Source organism: Paenibacillus sp. J22P90, from assembly GCF_059692195.1.
Genome location: NZ_JCAUAY010000003.1, coordinates 836,111 through 854,963, shown reverse-complemented (window position 1 = coordinate 854,963; position 18,853 = coordinate 836,111). Strand labels below are relative to the sequence as shown.

At 46.7% G+C, this 18,853-nt stretch carries 15 protein-coding genes; 11 read left to right on the top strand and 4 right to left on the bottom strand.

Annotated features, from left to right (window positions below; translation table 11 throughout):
* The first annotated feature begins 13 nt into the window (after window positions 1–13).
* The 3 genes from AC58UX_RS13955 to AC58UX_RS13945 all read left to right on the top strand — a co-directional run bounded on the left by AC58UX_RS13955 (window position 14) and on the right by AC58UX_RS13945 (window position 3,017).
* Window positions 14–337 (top strand): metal-sensitive transcriptional regulator, encoded by a 324-nt coding sequence (locus AC58UX_RS13955; RefSeq protein ID WP_497253536.1) that lies wholly within the window; start codon window positions 14–16, stop codon window positions 335–337.
* Window positions 338–549: 212 nt separating this feature from the next.
* Window positions 550–747, top strand: a complete 198-nt coding sequence (locus tag AC58UX_RS13950; protein WP_497253534.1) for a copper ion binding protein — start codon at window positions 550–552, stop codon at window positions 745–747.
* Between the two features lie 17 nt (window positions 748–764).
* Window positions 765–3,017, top strand: coding sequence for a heavy metal translocating P-type ATPase (locus AC58UX_RS13945; RefSeq protein WP_497253533.1), 2,253 nt, complete (start codon window positions 765–767; stop codon window positions 3,015–3,017).
* Between the two features lie 59 nt (window positions 3,018–3,076).
* Here AC58UX_RS13945 and AC58UX_RS13940 read toward each other — a convergent pair whose 3' ends face one another.
* Entirely contained in the window at window positions 3,077–3,670 is a 594-nt protein-coding gene (locus tag AC58UX_RS13940; RefSeq protein ID WP_497253531.1) for a TetR/AcrR family transcriptional regulator, read from the bottom strand.
* A gap of 228 nt (window positions 3,671–3,898) precedes the next feature.
* Here AC58UX_RS13940 and AC58UX_RS13935 point away from each other — a divergent pair, with 228 nt between their 5' ends.
* The 4 genes from AC58UX_RS13935 to AC58UX_RS13920 all read left to right on the top strand — a co-directional run bounded on the left by AC58UX_RS13935 (window position 3,899) and on the right by AC58UX_RS13920 (window position 8,815).
* Window positions 3,899–5,392, top strand: coding sequence for a DHA2 family efflux MFS transporter permease subunit (locus AC58UX_RS13935; protein WP_497253529.1), 1,494 nt, complete (start codon window positions 3,899–3,901; stop codon window positions 5,390–5,392).
* Window positions 5,393–5,563: 171 nt separating this feature from the next.
* Window positions 5,564–7,006 (top strand): SulP family inorganic anion transporter, encoded by a 1,443-nt coding sequence (locus AC58UX_RS13930; protein ID WP_497253676.1) that lies wholly within the window; start codon window positions 5,564–5,566, stop codon window positions 7,004–7,006.
* A 27-nt stretch (window positions 7,007–7,033) separates the two neighbouring features.
* The gene (locus AC58UX_RS13925) at window positions 7,034–8,281 is read left to right on the top strand and encodes a voltage-gated chloride channel family protein (protein WP_497253527.1); all 1,248 of its coding nucleotides are present in this window, start codon (window positions 7,034–7,036) and stop codon (window positions 8,279–8,281) included.
* A gap of 84 nt (window positions 8,282–8,365) precedes the next feature.
* Window positions 8,366–8,815, top strand: a complete 450-nt coding sequence (locus tag AC58UX_RS13920) for an Rrf2 family transcriptional regulator (RefSeq protein WP_497253525.1) — start codon at window positions 8,366–8,368, stop codon at window positions 8,813–8,815.
* Between the two features lie 58 nt (window positions 8,816–8,873).
* Here AC58UX_RS13920 and AC58UX_RS13915 read toward each other — a convergent pair whose 3' ends face one another.
* Window positions 8,874–9,587 (bottom strand): response regulator transcription factor, encoded by a 714-nt coding sequence (locus tag AC58UX_RS13915; RefSeq protein ID WP_497253523.1) that lies wholly within the window; start codon window positions 9,585–9,587, stop codon window positions 8,874–8,876.
* Window positions 9,588–9,852: 265 nt separating this feature from the next.
* Here AC58UX_RS13915 and AC58UX_RS13910 point away from each other — a divergent pair, with 265 nt between their 5' ends.
* Window positions 9,853–11,124 (top strand): EAL domain-containing protein, encoded by a 1,272-nt coding sequence (locus AC58UX_RS13910; protein WP_497253521.1) that lies wholly within the window; start codon window positions 9,853–9,855, stop codon window positions 11,122–11,124.
* A 127-nt stretch (window positions 11,125–11,251) separates the two neighbouring features.
* Entirely contained in the window at window positions 11,252–14,494 is a 3,243-nt protein-coding gene (locus tag AC58UX_RS13905; RefSeq protein ID WP_497253519.1) for a response regulator, read from the top strand.
* Window positions 14,495–14,638: 144 nt separating this feature from the next.
* Here the strand turns inward: AC58UX_RS13905 and AC58UX_RS13900 are convergent, their stop codons facing one another.
* Window positions 14,639–14,956 (bottom strand): DUF5658 family protein, encoded by a 318-nt coding sequence (locus AC58UX_RS13900; protein ID WP_497253517.1) that lies wholly within the window; start codon window positions 14,954–14,956, stop codon window positions 14,639–14,641.
* Between the two features lie 225 nt (window positions 14,957–15,181).
* The gene (locus tag AC58UX_RS13895) at window positions 15,182–16,738 is read right to left on the bottom strand and encodes an ABC-F family ATP-binding cassette domain-containing protein (protein WP_497253515.1); all 1,557 of its coding nucleotides are present in this window, start codon (window positions 16,736–16,738) and stop codon (window positions 15,182–15,184) included.
* Between the two features lie 242 nt (window positions 16,739–16,980).
* Between AC58UX_RS13895 and AC58UX_RS13890 the strand changes: the two genes are divergently transcribed.
* Entirely contained in the window at window positions 16,981–17,940 is a 960-nt protein-coding gene (locus tag AC58UX_RS13890; protein WP_497253513.1) for a carbohydrate ABC transporter permease, read from the top strand.
* On the top strand, window positions 17,937–18,782 hold the full coding sequence (locus AC58UX_RS13885; protein ID WP_497253511.1) for a carbohydrate ABC transporter permease: 846 nt from the start codon (window positions 17,937–17,939) through the stop codon (window positions 18,780–18,782). Before AC58UX_RS13890 ends, AC58UX_RS13885 begins: the two co-directional genes overlap by 4 nt.
* The last annotated feature ends 71 nt before the right edge of the window (window positions 18,783–18,853 follow it).

Sequence of the window (18,853 nt, the reverse complement as noted above, 5' to 3'; positions counted from 1 at the left end):
AGGAGTGATTGTGATGACAGAAGAGAGCAGCGCACACGACACGTGTGCAACTTCAAGTGAACGCAAGAGCCACCATTCCGACAAAGCCAAGAGCAACCTGATCACTCGTCTTAACCGCATCGAGGGACAGATACGAGGGGTTAAAGGGCTCATTGAAAAGGATACGTATTGTGACGATGTGCTGAATCAGATATCATCCATCCAGTCTGCGCTGAATGGGGTGAGCAAGCAATTGCTTGAGCATCATATGAAGAGCTGCGTCATCGATCGCATTCAAGAAGGCGATGAAGAAGTGATTACAGAATTATTAACAACGATAAATAAGCTTATGAAATGACGAATCTGGAGGGCGATAAGAGCTCCGGATTCTTGTTCGTTTTAAATAGGTCATGCGTGTGGAGTCTTGAAGTATCCCTTGACTTTATATAGGGTAGGGGGGTATACTAAAAACGAGAAGCCGAGGTTGTTGAACACAGTCAAGATGGGAATACTGAAGCTATCGAATTACTTAGGATCATTTAAAATTAATCATATAAAGGAGAATGAACGATGCAAAATGTAACGCTAAAAGTAGCAGGCATGTCATGTAATCACTGTGTGAATTCCGTTGAAGGAGCTTTGAAAACGTTAGGTGCGGCAGGGAAGGTTGATTTAGCGAGTGGCACGGTGACTGTAGAATTTGATGAAAGCAAACTAACGATTGAAGCGATTAAAGATGCGATTGAAGAGCAAGGGTACGACGTGTAAGAAATGAGGTGTAGCTGATGGATATTGCGAATGTGAATGAGGTAACTGAAACAAAGCAAACATCCCTGCAGATAACCGGAATGACATGCGCCGCTTGTGCTAATCGAATTGAAAAGGGCTTAAACAAGCTTGAAGGTATCACAGAAGCCAATGTCAACTTCGCGATGGAACGGGCAACGGTAACGTATGATCCCCGCCATATTGATGTGGCGAAGATGGAAGAGCGTATTCAGAAGCTGGGCTATGATACGGTGAAGGAAGCTCTCCTTCTACAGGAGGAAGGTGACTCCGCGGAACTTCGCCAACAAGAGGCTACACATCAAAAACGTAAACTGCTGGTATCTGCCCTGTTATCACTGCCTTTGTTATGGGCGATGGTTGGCCACTTTTCGTTTACATCTTGGATATGGAGCCCTGAATTGTTCATGAATCCGTGGTTTCAATTCATATTGGCCACGCCGGTACAATTTTATATGGGAAAACAGTTCTATGAAGGTGCTTATAAAGCGCTGCGAAATGGCTCGGCGAACATGGATGTATTGGTTGCACTGGGGACCTCGGCGGCTTACTTCTATAGTGTGTACTTGATGATCGATTGGTCGCTGGATGGCGCCAACATGCATCATGCACCGTCTATGTATTATGAAACAAGTGCGGTACTTATTACCCTCGTTATTATGGGGAAATGGCTGGAAACTCTCGCTAAGGGTCGGACATCGGAAGCGATTAAGTCGTTGATGGGGCTGCAGGCGAAGACGGCTTTCGTTATCCGGGAAGGCATCGAGGTAAGTATACCTGTTGATGAAGTAATCGTAGGAGATCTTGTGCTGGTCCGCCCGGGAGATAAAGTGCCCGTTGATGGGGAAGTGCTCGAAGGATTATCCGCGGTGGATGAATCGATGCTAACGGGAGAGAGCCTTCCTGTAGAGAAGAAGCCCGGTGATACTGTCATAGGTGCAACCATCAACAAAAACGGCATGCTTCGCATTCAAGCGAAGAAGGTTGGGAAAGAAACCGCGTTGGCCCAAATTATTAAAGTAGTCGAAGACGCGCAGGGCTCTAAAGCACCGATCCAACGGGTGGCCGACGTCATTTCAGGAATTTTCGTTCCCATCGTCGTGGGCATCGCGCTAATCGCGTTCCTTGTCTGGTACTTCTTTGTGACACCAGGCGATTTTGCTGGGGCGTTGGAGAAAGCTATCGCGATTTTGGTCATTGCCTGCCCTTGTGCGTTGGGTCTAGCGACACCAACTTCAATTATGGCAGGATCAGGGCGTGCAGCCGAGCTGGGGATTTTGTTCAAAGGCGGCGAGCACTTGGAGCAAACCCATCATATTGATGTGATCCTTTTAGATAAGACAGGTACGGTGACTAAAGGGAAGCCCGAGCTTACGGATGTCTATGCAGCAGGAGACGAAGTGGAATTCCTGAGACTTGTAGGCGCCGCGGAGAAAAGTTCGGAGCATCCGCTTGCGGAAGCGATCGTTGCAGGTATTATAGCGAGAAACATTGTATTGCCAGAAATAGAAGCGTTTGAAGCGATCCCGGGCTATGGCATTCGAGCTGTCGTAGAAGGGAAAGAGATAGTCATCGGTACGCGTCGTCTCATGGAGAGATTCGAAGTCGATGCGCATGACGCTTATGATACGATGTCGAAGCTGGAGGAGTCCGGTAAAACAGCTATGCTTGTCGCCATCGATAAAGGGTACGGGGGTATCGTAGCAGTTGCGGACACGATTAAAGAATCCTCACAAGCCGCGGTTAGCCGACTGAAGGATATGGGCATACAGGTCATGATGATCACGGGCGATAACGAACGGACAGCAAAGGCGATCGCTGCTCAAGCGGGGATCGACCATGTGCGTGCCGAGGTTTTGCCAGAAGGCAAAGCAGACGAAGTAAAGAAGCTGCAAGCACAAGGTAAAAAAGTAGCGATGGTTGGCGATGGCATTAACGATGCCCCAGCGCTTGCGATGGCCGATATCGGGATGGCGATTGGCACGGGGACGGACGTGGCGATGGAAGCCGCTGATGTGACGTTGATGCGGGGGGACCTATCGAGTATTCCGGATGCGATCTACATGAGCCGTAAAACGATGAGCAACATCAGACAAAACTTGGTCTGGGCACTCGGATATAACACGCTAGGAATCCCGATTGCTGCCATTGGCTTATTAGCCCCTTGGGTAGCAGGCGCGGCCATGGCGCTAAGCTCGGTCTCCGTCGTTCTTAATGCACTTCGTCTGCAACGTGTGAAAATGAAGCGCTGAATTTATATAGGAAGCCCTTGATACCTCCGAGAAGAGGATCGAGGGCTTTTTCCTATTCATTATGACTTGGGGTTTGCCGCAGCTTCTGGTCTTGGAAGACGATGTAACTCGCCAAGCTGGGAGGCCAGATACGCAGGTGTGTAAGGTAAATCGTTGCGAAGCCAGCAGACAATTGTACCGATGATGGCGGAGGAGCCGTACCAGATCGCGATGTCTTTTTGTATACCCTTCGTTGAGGAAGAACCGAGCTGCTCCATTCGAGTAGTGATGTAGTCGGAGATCAGCTGCATGAGTCGTTCTGTAAATACAGGTATCCGCTTAGAAGCGAGCAGAACCTTGTAAAAATCTGAATTCGCTGCGATATGCTCAAGGACATGAAGCAGGACCTGCTTTTTATCACTTGGAAGTTCGGAAGCTTTATGTAAAATGGCATGGATTTCGTTAATCATGTCCTCGGCCAATTTATCGAGCATATCCGGGATATCTTGATAATGAAGATAAAAGGTAACCCGATTAATCGTCGCTCGCTCTGCAATGCGATTCACCGTTATTTTCTCTAACTCAAGCTCCTGAAGTAACTCGATAAAGGCATCTCGAATCAATTGACGTGTCCGGAGTACACGCGGGTCTACACGTTGTGGTTTTGTTGACATGAGCGATCCTTCCTTCCCCCTTATAGGATATACGACAATTTCTGCAATCTGTGTAGATAATGTAATAGATAAACGACGAATCTACTGGAAGTGTAAACTAATAAACATTTATAAAAAAGCTGTTGCTTGTGAACTTTAGGAGAGATGACTATAATACTATTTACATCAAGTTTATTATACAACACATTGTCAATTAGTTAGAAGTCGAATTTGAAAGGAATATGTGAGATGAGTAAACCTACTGCTTTTGATCCTAGTTCTATTAAGAAAGGTCCACTTCTGTTTGTTATGATTCTTGGGGCGTTCATTGCCGTTCTGAATCAGACGATTATGAGTGTTGCCTTGCCGCCGCTTATGACCGAATTCAGCATTGCCGCTTCAACTGCCCAGTGGCTGACTACTGGTTACATGTTGGTTAACGGCGTTTTAATTCCGATAACAGCGTTCCTGATGCAACGCTTTACGACGCGTGAGCTTTTCCAAGCTTCGATGATTATTTTCCTCATCGGTACCGTTGTATCGGCCGTAGCACCTGGCTTTGAGGTATTGCTCACGGGTCGCTTGATTCAAGCAGCTGGGGCTGGTATTATCATGCCGCTTCTTATGAATGTTATTTTGACGATCTTCCCGCCAGATAAGCGCGGTGCAGCGATGGGGATGGTTGGTCTGTCTATCATTTTCGCGCCTGCTGTCGGTCCTGCAATTGCTGGTTATATCTTAGAGCATTATTCATGGCGTGTACTTTTCTATGGCATTATCCCATTTGTTGTTATCGTGATCGGTGTCGCATTTATGTATTTGAAAAATGTATCTGAACGTCAGTATCCTAAAATTGATACATGGGGAGCTATTCTTTCAACGATCGGATTCGGTTTCCTTCTTTACGGCTTCAGTAGTGCTGGCGGCAAAGGCTGGTCAAGCGCAGAAGTTATCGTATCGATTATCGTCGGTGTAGTTGCACTAATCCTATTCACATGGCGCCAACTGGTTATCAAAGATCCACTCTTAGATCTTAGAGCTTTCAAGCACAACATGTTTACATTAACGACGTTAATTAACATTGCAGTTACGATGGTCATGTATGCGGATATGATGCTGCTTCCGTTGTATTTGCAAAATGCTCGCGGCTATACCGCGTTAGAGTCTGGTATTCTAATGCTTCCTGGGGCGCTGCTCATGGGTGTCATGATGCCAGTGGCCGGTAAGTTGTTTGATAAGTTCGGAGCAAAATGGTTGTCCATTATCGGTATGATCATTACGATCGTAACCACACTTGGATTCATTAATTTAACGGATTCTACAAGTTATACGTATTTAGTTCTCATGTCCACAGGACGACGCTTAGGGATGGCGCTATTCTTAATGCCAATCACTACGGCGGGCCTCAACCAATTGCCAGCAAGACTGAATGCGCATGGTACAGCGATTTCCAATACCATCAAGCAAGTGGCGGGCGGCGTTGGTACGGCTCTGCTGGTCACAGTTATGACGACAAGAACCAAATCGCATGTTATCGAGTTAATGACTGCAGGTAAAACAGCAACTGCTACGAAGGAAATGATTAAAGAGGCATCGATTCAGGGTATTAACGATTCTTACCTCGTTATTATTGGAATTGCAGTTGTTGGCTTGGTGCTTTCCTTCTTTATTAAACGTGTAGGTCAAGCAGAGGAAGAAGTAACAGAAGTTGTTACCAACCGCAAGTCTGTAAGTGCAACTTAAGAATGCAAACAATATGAGTACAGTATGCTCCTTAATTTGGAGTGTGCTGTACTTTTCTTTTTGGTCTAGAGGGTTGCCGACGATTTGTGTATAATGAGACAAGTTGACGAGCGGACGTGACTTTTCAGAGACTTGAAAGGTAATAAAGCAGTAAGGAGTGGGGTTAAGGTGTTGTTTCAAAAGTTTAAAATGGCGTGGTTCTCGAACGTCCGTAAGGATGTTCTAGCGGGGATAACAGTGGCATTGGCACTCATTCCTGAGGCAATCGCCTTTTCCATCTTAGCGGGCGTAGATCCGATGGTGGGGTTATATGCGTCATTTTGTATCGCGGTGACAATATCTATCGTAGGTGGGCGCAGAGGGATGATTTCGGCCGCTACTGGGGCTATGGCTTCCTTGATGGGGCCGATCGTTGCGAAATACGGGATCGAATATTTATTCGCCGCGACGATCCTGACAGGCGTTCTCCAGTATGTGATGGGGGCTTTGAAGTTCGGCAGGTTCATTACCTTTATCCCGCATTCGGTGATGACGGGATTCGTGAATGCTCTGGCGATTATCATTTTTATGGCGCAGTTCCCAAGCTTTAAGGGAGCGAATTGGCAGATGCTGCTGATGATTGCGGGAACGCTCGTTATCATCTATGTGCTACCGAGGTTTACGCAGGCGGTACCTTCACCGCTGGTAGCTATTATTGTGATGACGGTCCTCTCCATGAGCTTGCATCTGGATCTTCGGACGGTAGGGGATATGGGCAAAATCACGCAAGAGCTGCCTTTTTTCCATATTCCACAAATGGATTGGTCATTCGAACTGATTTGGCGCATGCTGCCGTTCTCCTTAGCACTTGCGGTTGTCGGTATGACGGAATCACTGATGACAGCCACGATCGTCGATGAGATGACAGAGACCAAAAGCGATAAAAATAAAGAGGTAAAAGGCCAAGGGATCGCGAATGTGGTCTCAGGGTTATTCGGCGGAATGGCAGGCTGTGCCATGATCGGACAAACCGTCATCAATGTGAAATCCGGAGGGAGAGCTCGGTTGTCGACGTTCGTTTCCGGTGTGTTTTTGCTCTTCCTTATTCTTGTTCTCGGCGATGTTGTAAAGCAAATTCCCATGGGCGCGCTGGTTGGCGTAATGTTCATGGTGTCGATCGGGACCTTCGATTGGAACTCGATACGAACGTTGGCTAGAATTCCACGGAGCGATGCGTTAGTGATGATCGTGACCGTTGCCATCGTATTGGCTACATCTGATTTGGCGATAGGTGTGGTAGCTGGTGTTGCGTTAAGCACATTGGTGTATGGCTGGCGATCAGCTAGAATCAAGGCGCATGCAACGATAGAGAAGAATGGGACGAAAGTGTATCGGATAACGGGACAGCTGTTTTTTGGGACGATGGCGCATTTCGTAGAGCTTTTTGATTATAAAAATGACCCAGACAACATCGCAATCGATTTCAGCGCTTCCCACGTATGGGATCATTCGGCCGTTACGGCGATTGCCAAAACCATGCAAAAATACGAACAAATCAACAAATCCGTCACGATCATTGGCTTGAACGCGGAAAGCAAGCATCTGATGGATCGCGTCGGTCCTCTGCAGAGCTAAGCCTTTCCATGAGGGGTGAGATGTACGATGAAATTTCGTAAGGCATTCGAGCATGCCGCTACATTCATGCATGTTGCACTTATTGGTTCATTTCTAAAATGGATTTTCTACGGGAGCCTCGTAGGCATCATAACGGGGTCAGCTTCCGCACTGTTTCTAGCCAGCTTAGATATTGTTACGGAGAAGCGAATGAGCCATCCGTGGTTGTTGTTTCTTTTACCCTTAGGCGGGGCGCTGATGGCTTATGTCTATCTGAAAATCGGTAAAAACGCGGGCAGGGGCAATAACCTGATCCTCGAACAGCTGCATGAAGGCAAGGAGACGATTCCGTTACGTATGGCGCCGCTGGTGCTCATCGGTACTTTAGTCACGCATCTATTTGGGGGATCAGCGGGCCGCGAAGGAACGGCTGTTCAAATGGGGGGAAGCTTTGCCGAATGGATTGGACGATTATTTAAGGTAGACGAAAATGATCGAAAAATCCTGCTCATGTGCGGCATCAGCAGCGGGTTTGGCTCAGTGTTTGGCACGCCGCTTGCCGGTACCATCTTCGGCTTGGAAGTGGCTGCGATGGGGATGATGCGGTATCAAGCGCTTATTCCTTGCTTTATCGCTAGTTTCGTAGCAAATCTGGTCACCACTGCGTGGGGGATTCAGCATATTCACTATGCCATGGGGGCTGTGCCTGGGTTATCCACAGGGGTCGTGCTTAAGGTGGTGTTGGCCTCCATCCTATTTGGTCTAGCCAGCATCCTGTTTAGCGAGCTGACCCATGGGATGAAAAAGCTATACACGCGGCTTATCACCAATCCTGTGTGGAGAGCCTTCGTCGGCGGTCTCGTTATCATTGCATTGGTCGCGGTGTTCAGAACGAGGGATTACCTTGGGCTAGGCATACCGCTATTACAGCAATCGTTTGAAGGGCCAGTGGCCCATTTGGCTTTCTTATGGAAAACCATCTTTACCGCGTTAACTCTCGGAGCTGGTTTTCTCGGCGGGGAAGTGACCCCTTTGTTCGTTGTTGGCGCCACAATGGGCAATTCGCTTGCCGATCTGTTGGGGTTATCCGCGCCATTCTTGGCTGCGCTTGGGCTTATCGCGGTATTCAGCGGGGCTACGAATACGCCTCTTGCTTGCTTCATCATGGGCATCGAGCTGTTCGGCTCGGAAGGTATCATCTATATGTTCATGGCCTGTATATTGAGTTATCTGTTCTCCGGGCATTCAGGGATTTACACGTTACAGCGAATTGGCTTGTCTAAGTCGAACAAGTGACTTTATCGCGCTTTATGGTGATGCTATAATGGGGGTATTAAACGGGGCATTGACGAGTGCTGCTGATCAATAGGAGTGTGTTGTGTGAGTACTGCCAATCGCGGAGTGAACATTGGTCCTCCACGTTTTAAAATTGCCGTTCATGCTATTGTCTGGTTAGCCAATAGTGGTTGCCTTCTTTCTAGTGCGAATATCGCGAGTATGGTGGATTCACACGCTACCTTCATGCGCAGAGTGATGCAGTCACTCGCTGATGCAGGGATTGTTGAATCCAAAGGCGGGCGTGAAGGCGGATATAAGCTGCGAAAGCGGGCCGAAGACATTACGCTCGGCGACGTATACTCGTCAGTTAGTATTTGTTGTGTTGAGACTGAGGGAGACTCTGAATGCGGTGAAGCAGGCGTACAGCTGGACGCAGAGCTGGAGAAAATATTAGTGGAAGCCGAACAGCGAACCATTGATTACCTTGGGCAGTTTACCATTGCTCAGGTGATGGATCGTGTGGAGTTCTTTAAGAAACCGTGCAGTGAATAAAAGCGTATAGCAAAAAAAAGACCCTTCCATCATTGGATTGGGTCTATATGAAGTTGGGTTAGATTACAAATTTGTAGCCTACGCCCCATACGGTTTTTATGTATTTGGGTTCTTTGGGATTGACTTCAATTTTTCGGCGCAAATTGGTGATGTGAACATCAATCGCACGTTCATTTATGTAGGAATCGAATCCGCGTAAAGCATTGATCAGGTCTTCGCGACGGTATACCCGTTCAGGGTGCTCAACTAGCAATCGAATGAGTTCGAACTCAGAGAAGGTCATTTCGATCGATTCACCTCGTACGTGCAAGGTGCGTTTTTCTAAATTAATTTGGAGCTCCATAGCGGGAACGGTAATCCGTTGGCGAATCGGGGTAGATTGAACAGGCTGCTGCTCGGCGGGTAGTTCCTTCTTGAAGCGACGTAATAAGACTTGGATGCGGGCCTTCATTTCATGCATACTGAATGGTTTGCATAAATAATCATCGGCACCAACGGTAAAAGCTTCGATTTTTTCACTGACTTTGGAATTTGAAGAGATGATAATAATCGGAACGGATGTCAGTCCTCGCAGGGAGTTACATAGCTCTGTACCTTCGAAGTCTGGAAGAATTAAATCTAGTAAAATCAGATCTGGCTGGAATTCGTGCAGGGCTGCTAGGCCCTCCTGTCCATTGTGGCACCTGAGAACTAAGAAGTCTTCCTCTTTAAGATACATGCAGATCATCTCACCGATAATATCATCGTCCTCAATTAATAGAACTCTGTCCATTAGAAGTCCCCCCTAACGCATAGTTTCTAATTGAAATTCGTAAAAAGTGAAGAGGTGAGTGATGTTGCTAATATTTAGCTAATAATTCTATTATACGCTGTCGAATTTTAAGAGTAAACCGTTTTCAATTAAGAAAACATAAAAATTATTAGTAAATTATTAGCAAAATATAGTTAATAAATTCATAGAGGATAAGCAATTAACCTAATAAGTGGAAAGTAAAATGAGCCTATAAGTATGATAGGTTTAAAGAGGTGGTGAGACAATGGGTCTTACAGGCAGGTGCGGAGTACTGTTGGTGAGTATATCCGAGCACACTCAGGAGGTCATTAAGACTATATTGGAGCAGGATGAACAGCTTGAACTGGTAGGAGTTGTAGCCCATAGCAGTGCTGCATTGGCATCTATGTTGCGTGTGAAGCCAGATCTGGTTCTTATTGATATGGACTTACCTGATTTAATGGGACTTACGACACTCCAACTCATCATGGACCATAGTCCTATTCCAGTGATGATGCTGAGTAGACATACATCAGAAGGTTCAATTCAAACGATCCAAGCGATGCGTTTTGGTGCAGTCGATTATTTTCATAAAGAGATGTTAGTTAAAGATTTGGAGGGTGAGGGAGTTACCGACTATTTCCTGGAGCGGTGTAAAGTAGCCGTTCAGAATGGTATCAAAGGCGTGTATCCCGCCGCAGAACATTCAGAAGAACATACCGACAACTCGCAGGTTAGCATTCCAGTAACGAATGGAGCTATGCTGCAGCGACGGATGGATATTGAGTTTCATTTACGCAAAGCGATCGTTAAGCAGGAGTTTAAACTTGTCTATCAGCCTGTTGTTGATATCGATACGAACTGTGTTGTTGGATTGGAGTGTCTGCTTCGTTGGGACAATCCTTATCTAGGCAATGTACCGCCAGCTGAGTTTATTGCGATTGCAGAAGAAAGTGGACTCATTCACAAGGTCGGCGAGTGGGTACTGCGAGAAGCTTGTACTCAAAATCAGAAATGGCAGTTGGCAGGTCTTCCTCCCATGTTCGTAGCCGTTAATTTATCTAGAAAACAGTTCAATGACTGCCATCTGAGCAAGACCGTTGCAGGGATTCTAAAAGAAACCGGCTTGGATCCGAAGTATTTGGAACTCGAAATTACGGAGAGCTTAAGTGTAGATGCTAGACTTGCCGCGGATTCGCTTGGGAAGCTGAAGCAGCTGGGTCTCCGCATTGCTATGGACGATTTTGGTACAGGCTACAGCTCACTAGGCTATCTACGTGATTTTCCAGTAGATAAAATGAAAATTGATAAATCTTTTATTAAAGGGTTACAGCACGGAGAAGTGAATGCGGTTATCGTGAATACCATTCTGACAATGGCCAAGCATCTGGAACTCGTCGTTGTTGCGGAAGGTGTCGAAACGGAAGAAGAGCTGCAAGTGTTACGCGAGTACGGCTGCCGCTTCGTTCAAGGGTATTATTATAGTAAACCAGTAGAAGTTGGATATATTGAAGAAATGTTGTTTCAACTAGCCTAGATAAAATGGTAGAATAATGAAGTGTTTACTAAAACACATCGAATCGAGGTTCTTATACTTGGATGGCCTCGATAGAGATTCTCTCAATAGAGTCAGAAACGGGTTGGTGATTCCTCTGTTACGTGATTTGATTATCAATTTTGCGTTAATAACCGTCTTTGTCGTATTTGTAGAACACTTCTTTCTTCTTATGAAGCTAGATCAGCGGCCAACCTGGATGAATAAAATGTATATAGGTGTGGCGCATGGAGCGCTTGTTGTCCTTCTGATGAATTTCAGTATTCAGATGGCTCCGCAGGTCAGTCTTAACTTTCGCGGTGTCGGGTTGTTGTTAGCTGCCTATATGGGGGGCATGGTCTCTTTATTCATTACCTTTATTTGTTTATGGGTAGGGAGATTCATTGTTGAAGGTACGATTGATGTACCGCTGCTCTTGATTGGTTTCGCAGCCGTTACAGGGACTGGCCTCATATTCGCTAAACTAAGGTCTTATTGGATGAAATGGTTGTGTGGATCGACATTCTTTTTTACTTTTTATTATGCGCTGATTTGGTTTGTATATGGGACGTCGCTGAGCGTCATTTGGAAATATATTAGCTACCAATTAATCTGCGTTTTTGTCATTGCTTGCTTCATGCGGTATATGGTTCGCAGTCGGGAATATAAGCAGCAGATTCGACAAGTGGAGGAAGAGCTGATCGATATGATGCGCTCTCAGCCCGGATTTACGTTTAAGGTCCATAAGCATCGAGATGAATACGTTTACATCGTAATCGAAGGTCAACTGTTGCACATGCTAGGTTTACGTCCCAGTCAATTTGTTGGCAAAAAACTTGAAGAGGTCACTATTTTTAAAGAACCCTTCTTGGCTCGAATCAAGCAATACTACGAGAAAGCATGGCAGGGGGAACGCGTTAACTACGAGTATGAACATAATGGGTTTACGATTCTAGTGAGCCTCCAGCCAATTTATAAATTCGGGTATGTGACAGAGTTAATTGGATCTGCTTGTGATGTTACAGAGCACCGTGCCGCTTTAATTAAAGCAAAGGCCAGGGATGAGCAGTATCGGACTTTGGTCGAGAATTCTGAGGATTTCATTTTCCGGTTTCGTCTGGATGGTACAATAGCTTCGTCCAATAGTAAAATGTATGTTACGTACGACATGGATGCCGAGCAGGTGAAAGGGAAGCTGTTAACGGATTTGGTCCAAATGGACGAGCCTGAGAAGTGGGAGACGAGTTTCGAACAAGCGATTGTGGAGCGGAAAACGCAGCAGTTCGGTATTCACCTCCAGCATCCGGATGGATCGGAGCATGCATATAATGTCACGTTGTCCCCCCTGTTCACAGATGGGGAAACGGAAGTCGATGGTGTAACGGGAACGGTTCACGATATTACGGATTTGAAGAAGCGGGAAGAAGCGGATCAATCCAATAGAGCCAAGAGTCAATTCTTAGCTAGGATGAGTCATGAAATACGCACGCCGCTGAACGGGATCATCGGGTTGTCACTGCTTTTACAACGCACAGAGCTATCGACGATCCAACAGGATTATTTGAGCAAAATAGATGCCTCTTCGAATGTTCTACTCGCTACGATTAACGACATTCTCGATTTCTCGAAGCTAGAAGCAGGCAAAATGTCGCTAGAAACCGTAGATTTTTCTCTAACGTCATCGCTCCAAAAGGTAGCGGATCTAGCGAGTGTTTCGCTCGGAAAAAAACGAATTGAGATTATGCTTGATACGTCAGAGAAACTCCCTGATTTGGTCAATGGCGATCCATTCCGATTAGAACAAGTGCTCATCAATTTGACGAATAATGCGATTAAGTTCACGAAGAGAGGTTATTTGAGGCTGCAGGTCTCTCTGGAGGAAACGTCCGAGGAGGGTTACTTGCTCTCATTTGCCATGGAGGATACGGGCATTGGGATCTCCAAGGAGCAGCTCTCGAAGCTGTTCGTCCCTTTCTCACAAGCAGATACGTCGATGAGTCGGCGATATGGCGGGACAGGATTAGGGCTTGTGATTTGCCAACATTTGGTGCAGTCCATGGGTGGTGTTTTGCAGGTAGACTCGGTTCTCGGTCAAGGCAGCCGATTCTACTTCAGCTTGATGCTAGGCAAGGGAATTGCAATAGAGGAAACGCAGCCAGCTAATTTGCACAAGAATGGTACGACTATTCAGGGTCAACGAATTCGAATTGCGGAGGATCATCCCCTTGTGGCGGGACATATCGCTGAATTGTTGGGAGATCTGCACTTGCAGACAGATATTGTGACGACAGCGACAGATTTAGTTACTGCTTTGGAACGGGATGCTTGGAACGCGGTGCCAGTTGACTATGTGCTTCTGGATATGCAGATGGAGGAGCTCCAATATCAAGATGGCTTAGAGCGAGTTATGGCGCCGATTGACCGCTCACACACGAGGATAATTGCCTATACGACACTCGACGGCAGGGAACAAATGTCGGAGCTGCCACAAGCGCTGCAGGCTGATGCCGTACTTGTGAAGCCAGTGAGCAGAGCTAATCTGAAGCTGGTTATCGAAGGATTAGCGCGGAGGGAGACACGCTCTATGGCAAGGGAGTCTATGTCGATGAATGACCGGGTGGAGAGCGAGGTCGCTGCATCCAAAGGGAGCATACTCGTCGTAGAGGATAATGAAATCAATCAACTTGTCATTTCGGAGCAATTAAAGCAATTAGGCTATCACGCGGTAATGGCGCACAATGGCCTAGAAGCATTAGAAATGGCTGATAAGCAAGCGTGGAAGCTGATTCTCATGGATATTCATATGCCTGAGATGGATGGTTACGAAGCTACACAGAAGTTGAGACAGCGTAAGAGCTTGAACCTTGTGCCGATCGTAGCGCTCACCGCGAATATGCTCATGCAGGATCGTATGCAGCTGCTCAAGCTGGGCATGAATGATCTGCTCATTAAGCCTATCACGGAGCGTCAGCTGACCGACATGCTGGAGAAATGGGTGCAGACGAGCTGGTTACATCAGTATCAAGGTGTTGGTACGGAGCAATTGATGAGGAATATTGATCATAAGCTGCATATCTTCCAGTATATGATGGAGAAATTCAAGCAAGATTACAGCGGCTTCAGTGTGCAGCTCGCACCGTTTATTGTCGGCGGGGAGCTGACCGCAGTGAAAAGGAAGATCCATACGCTGAAAGGGATTGCCGTGAATTTCTATGCGGAAGCGCTAGTGAATGAGGTGCTCGCCATGGAGAAAGAACTGGAGAATGGCCTAGAATCGCAGGAGATCTTCCCTATTTTGAAACGGATACAGCATGAGATCGACGGCATTGTGGGGAAGTGCAGCGAGGTTGAGGCGTTAAGCGAGATCCATTGAGATTGATGTAGCGAGAGTTGCTGGATGCTAAGCAGACTGAGAGGCCTGATGTTGACGTTAAACCGAGAGAGTCGGTTGGCGGACATCAGGCCTCTATGTTTTTGTTGCGATTTGTATCAATGCGGGTGAGATGTTGCTGGTGAGTTAAGTTAGTCGATAGGATAGCCAAACGATATGATACAGATTAACAGCGGCATAAACCATGACGGCAAGGGTTAAACAGGGGTGTACCCAGAGCTTCTGACGGATATAGGGATACATGAACATTAAAACAACGGGGAGAATGAGCTTCACGAGATAGTAAGCGATGACATGCCATTCGTAGAGCTTGCGGATAAACGGATTAGCTTCTTTTATGAAAGCTAGCTGCAGGCCGATATCGGTAAATAGCGCATCAAAAAAGCAGAGAATGAGCAATGATACCAGCAGTTTACTCTGAAATAAGGTTCGCAAAACAAGCATACAGTTCCTCGCTTTCCGTGGTCGATTCGGATGCGTACTGCTTTAGGGCAGGGGATATGTTGAGTTTTTTAGTTTTGATACATAATGTATCATTTTTGGAGAAGTTTGTCCAGTTTGGAGGCGACAGGTGGTCCCTGCGCAGTGTAACTTGCCGCTAATGAAAAATCCCCCTGCGATCCTAGGAGATCGAGGGGGATTTAAGATTCAAGATTCTCGCTTAATAGCCTAGAATACTTTCGTCGTCCAATTCTCACAGTTCCAAGTATCTGTCACGACATCGCGATAGAAATCCGGTTCATGGGAGATGAGCAGGATACTGCCTTTGTACGCTTGAAGCGCACGTTTCAGTTCATCCTTCGCGTCGACATCCAAATGGTTCGTCGGCTCGTCGAGTACGAGCAGGTTTGTTTCACGGTTGATCAGCTTGCACAGGCGGACCTTGGCTTTCTCGCCACCGCTGAGTACGACGATCTTGCTCTCGATATGCTTGGTTGTTAGTCCACAACGAGCAAGCGCCGCGCGTACTTCAAATTGATTCAACGAAGGGAACTCATTCCACACCTCGTCGATACATGTGTTGTTATTGGACTCTTTAATTTCTTGTTGGAAATAACCAACCTGTTGGTTTTCACCCTTCTGCACGGAGCCAGACAACGCAGGGATTTCGCCTAAAATGCTGCGCAGCAACGTCGTTTTACCGATCCCGTTGGCACCGACAAGCGCGATCTTCTGGCCGCGCTCCATGCGGAGGTTCAACGGACGGGATAGCGGTGAGTCATAACCGATGACGAGGTCAGTCGTTTCGAAAATGAGCTTACCAGACGTGCGGCCTTCCTTGAAGTTGAACTGCGGTTTTGGCTTTTCCTTCGCAAGCTCGATAACGTCCATCTTGTCGAGCTTCTTCTGTCTGGACATCGCCATGTTACGCGTGGCAACACTCGCTTTGTTACGTGCGACGAAGTCCTTCAGCTCGGAAATTTCCTGCTGCTGGCGCTTATACGCGGACTCCAGCTGCGATTTTCTCATTTCGTGAACTTCTAGGAAATGATCGTAGTCGCCGACGTAGCGGTTCAACGCTTGATTTTCCATGTGGTAAATCAAGTTGATTACGCTGTTCAGGAACGGAATGTCATGGGAAATGAGGATGAACGCATTCTCATAGTCATTCAGATAGCGCTTCAACCACTCGATATGCTGCTCATCCAAATAGTTCGTCGGCTCATCGAGGAGCAGAATGTCTGGCTTTTCCAAAAGCAGCTTCGCAAGCAATACCTTCGTACGCTGCCCACCGCTCAAATCATTCACGTCTTTATCTAAGCCGATATCTGTCAGACCCAGACCGCGGGCCGTTTCTTCGATTTTGGCATCGATCATGTAAAAATCTTGATTGGTTAATGTATCCTGAATCGTTCCTACATCCTCAAGCAGGCGTTCGAGCTCTTCAGGAGAAACGTCGCCCATGCGACCGTACATATCGTTCATTTCCTGCTCCATATCGAACAGGTATTGGAATGCTCCCTTGAGAACATCGCGCATCGTCATTCCTTTGCTTAGCACCGCGTGCTGATCCAGGTAACCAACGCGCATGCGCTTGGACCATTCGACTTTCCCGTCGTCCGGCTGAAGCTTCCCGGTGATGATGTTCATGAAGGTGGATTTTCCTTCACCATTTGCGCCAATGAGTCCGATGTGCTCGCCTTTCAACAGGCGGAAGGATACATCGTTGAAGATCGCGCGATCTCCAAAGCCGTGACTAAGTCGTTCTACATTTAATATGCTCATGAATGACACCTTTTCTATTGAACTTTTTTTGTTGATATGAATTTGGCTTCTTACATTTTATTATAAACGATAGGAAGCAAACAACTCCCCAAGGTGAATAAAAAAAGGAAATTAAGCTGTACGTGAACGGTGATTGTGTTCGATTGTGTTGAAGTTGTGTTCAATCCTCTCATTTTCGCGGCGGATAGGCTCTTTTATACTGAAGGTAGACGAAATTACTTTTAGAAAAGGGTGAGCCCGATATGCGTACACAACCTAAGACACATTCCAGTAAACAGGCTCAACAGCGGGTCTCTGCCTTCCGATGGAAGGGTCGCTGGGAATCGCCTTTTGCAGGTTATTTATTTATTTCCCCATGGCTGCTTGGTTTTTTACTCTTAACCTTATGGCCGATGATCCGCTCACTCTACTATTCCTTTACGAAGTTTACATTATTGGACGCTCCAGATTGGGTGGGCATGCGCAACTACGAGCGTATCTTTACGGATGATGAAACGTTCAGACAGTCCCTCTATGTCACGTTAATGTTCGTTGTCATCTCGGTGCCGCTAAAGCTGATAAGCGCCTTGTTGGTTGCGATGCTGCTTAACAAAAACATTAAGGGTATCTCTGTCTATCGTACATTGATTTACTTGCCATCTCTGATCGGAAGCAGTATTGCTGTCGCTGTACTATGGAAAAACATTTTCGGAATCGATGGCTTTATCAATAAGTTTCTGAGTATTTTTGGCGTGGAAGGGATCAGTTGGATCAGCAGTCCTGGTACGGCTCTCGGTACTTTAATTATTTTGGTGGCGTGGCAGTTCGGCTCCTCCATGGTCATCTTTCTTGCAGGACTGAAGCAAATTCCAGCGGAGCTATATGAGGCCTCATCGGTCGATGGCGCGTCGAAGCTCAGACAATTTTTCAACATTACGCTGCCAATGCTGTCTCCAGTGTTGCTGTTCAATCTAGTGCTGCAGACGATTGGTTCGTTCCAAATGTTCACGCAGGCCTTCATCATTACAAAAGGCGGACCAATCAACTCTACGTACATGTATGCCCTGTATTTGTATGAAAGAGCCTTCGCTCGCTACGATATGGGTTACGCCTCTGCATTAGCTTGGATTTTGCTTGTTATTATCGGCATCGCGACAGCCCTAATTTTCGCATCTTCCCGTTATTGGGTATTTTACGAGACAGAAGGAGGCCGTAAGAAATGACTACATTGCAACGACGGACATTCGGCTCTCATCTCTTTTTGGCGATATTCAGTATTCTTATGGTCTATCCAATCCTGTGGTGGGTGGGCGCTGCATTCAAATCCAATGACGAGATGAGCTCGCCAACCCTATTTCCGAAAGAGTGGCTGTGGAGCAACTTCACGGAAGGCTGGGTCGCTCTCCCGAAATACACGTTCACGCACTTCTACATCAACACCTTCGAGCTTATCATTGGCGTGCTAATTACATCCGTGCTTTCTTGCAGTATCGTTGCTTTCGGTTTTGCCCGTCTAGACTTTCCGCTTAAAAATTTTTGGTTCTCCATCCTCATGGTCACGTTAATGCTGCCTAGTCAGGTGACGTTGGTGCCGCAGTACATTATGTTTAATACGTTCGGTTGGATTAATACGTACCTGCCGTTCTATGTCCCCCACGCATTAGCGGGAGGCATTGGCGGACCGTTCTTTATTTTCCTGCTGATTCAGTTCATTCGAGGCCTTCCGAAGGACCTAGATGAATCGGCCAAAATAGATGGCTGCAGCTGGTTCGGCATTTATTGGCGCATCGTGCTGCCGCTAACCAAGCCTGCACTTGTCACGGTGGCGATCTACTGCTTCCTGTGGAATTGGGACGATTTCTTCGGTCACCTGTTGTATATCAACTCCGTGGACAAATACACAGTTGGCCTTGCGCTCAAATTGTTTGTAGATAGTCAGTCTGCATTGCCTTGGGGTCAACTGCTGGCGATGTCACTCGTATCGGTTATTCCTTCGTTAATTATCTTCTTTATGGCTCAACGCCATTTCGTAGACGGCATTGCTTCCGGTGCAGTGAAGGGTTAAAATTTGTGAAGTAAGCTAAGAAGCTGCGGTGTTGTGCAGCTTTTTTGCTATATGCATGGCCGTCTGAAGGG

Coding starts and splice junctions, on each gene's coding strand:
- AC58UX_RS13940 (WP_497253531.1), bottom strand. CDS start 3,670: ATGTCAACAAAACCACAACGTGTAGACCCGCGTGTACTCCGGACACGT.
- AC58UX_RS13910 (WP_497253521.1), top strand. CDS start 9,853: ATGGGTCTTACAGGCAGGTGCGGAGTACTGTTGGTGAGTATATCCGAG.
- AC58UX_RS13950 (WP_497253534.1), top strand. CDS start 550: ATGCAAAATGTAACGCTAAAAGTAGCAGGCATGTCATGTAATCACTGT.
- AC58UX_RS13895 (WP_497253515.1), bottom strand. CDS start 16,738: ATGAGCATATTAAATGTAGAACGACTTAGTCACGGCTTTGGAGATCGC.
- AC58UX_RS13915 (WP_497253523.1), bottom strand. CDS start 9,587: ATGGACAGAGTTCTATTAATTGAGGACGATGATATTATCGGTGAGATG.
- AC58UX_RS13885 (WP_497253511.1), top strand. CDS start 17,937: ATGACTACATTGCAACGACGGACATTCGGCTCTCATCTCTTTTTGGCG.
- AC58UX_RS13925 (WP_497253527.1), top strand. CDS start 7,034: ATGAAATTTCGTAAGGCATTCGAGCATGCCGCTACATTCATGCATGTT.
- AC58UX_RS13955 (WP_497253536.1), top strand. CDS start 14: ATGACAGAAGAGAGCAGCGCACACGACACGTGTGCAACTTCAAGTGAA.
- AC58UX_RS13900 (WP_497253517.1), bottom strand. CDS start 14,956: ATGCTTGTTTTGCGAACCTTATTTCAGAGTAAACTGCTGGTATCATTG.
- AC58UX_RS13935 (WP_497253529.1), top strand. CDS start 3,899: ATGAGTAAACCTACTGCTTTTGATCCTAGTTCTATTAAGAAAGGTCCA.
- AC58UX_RS13945 (WP_497253533.1), top strand. CDS start 765: ATGGATATTGCGAATGTGAATGAGGTAACTGAAACAAAGCAAACATCC.
- AC58UX_RS13890 (WP_497253513.1), top strand. CDS start 16,981: ATGCGTACACAACCTAAGACACATTCCAGTAAACAGGCTCAACAGCGG.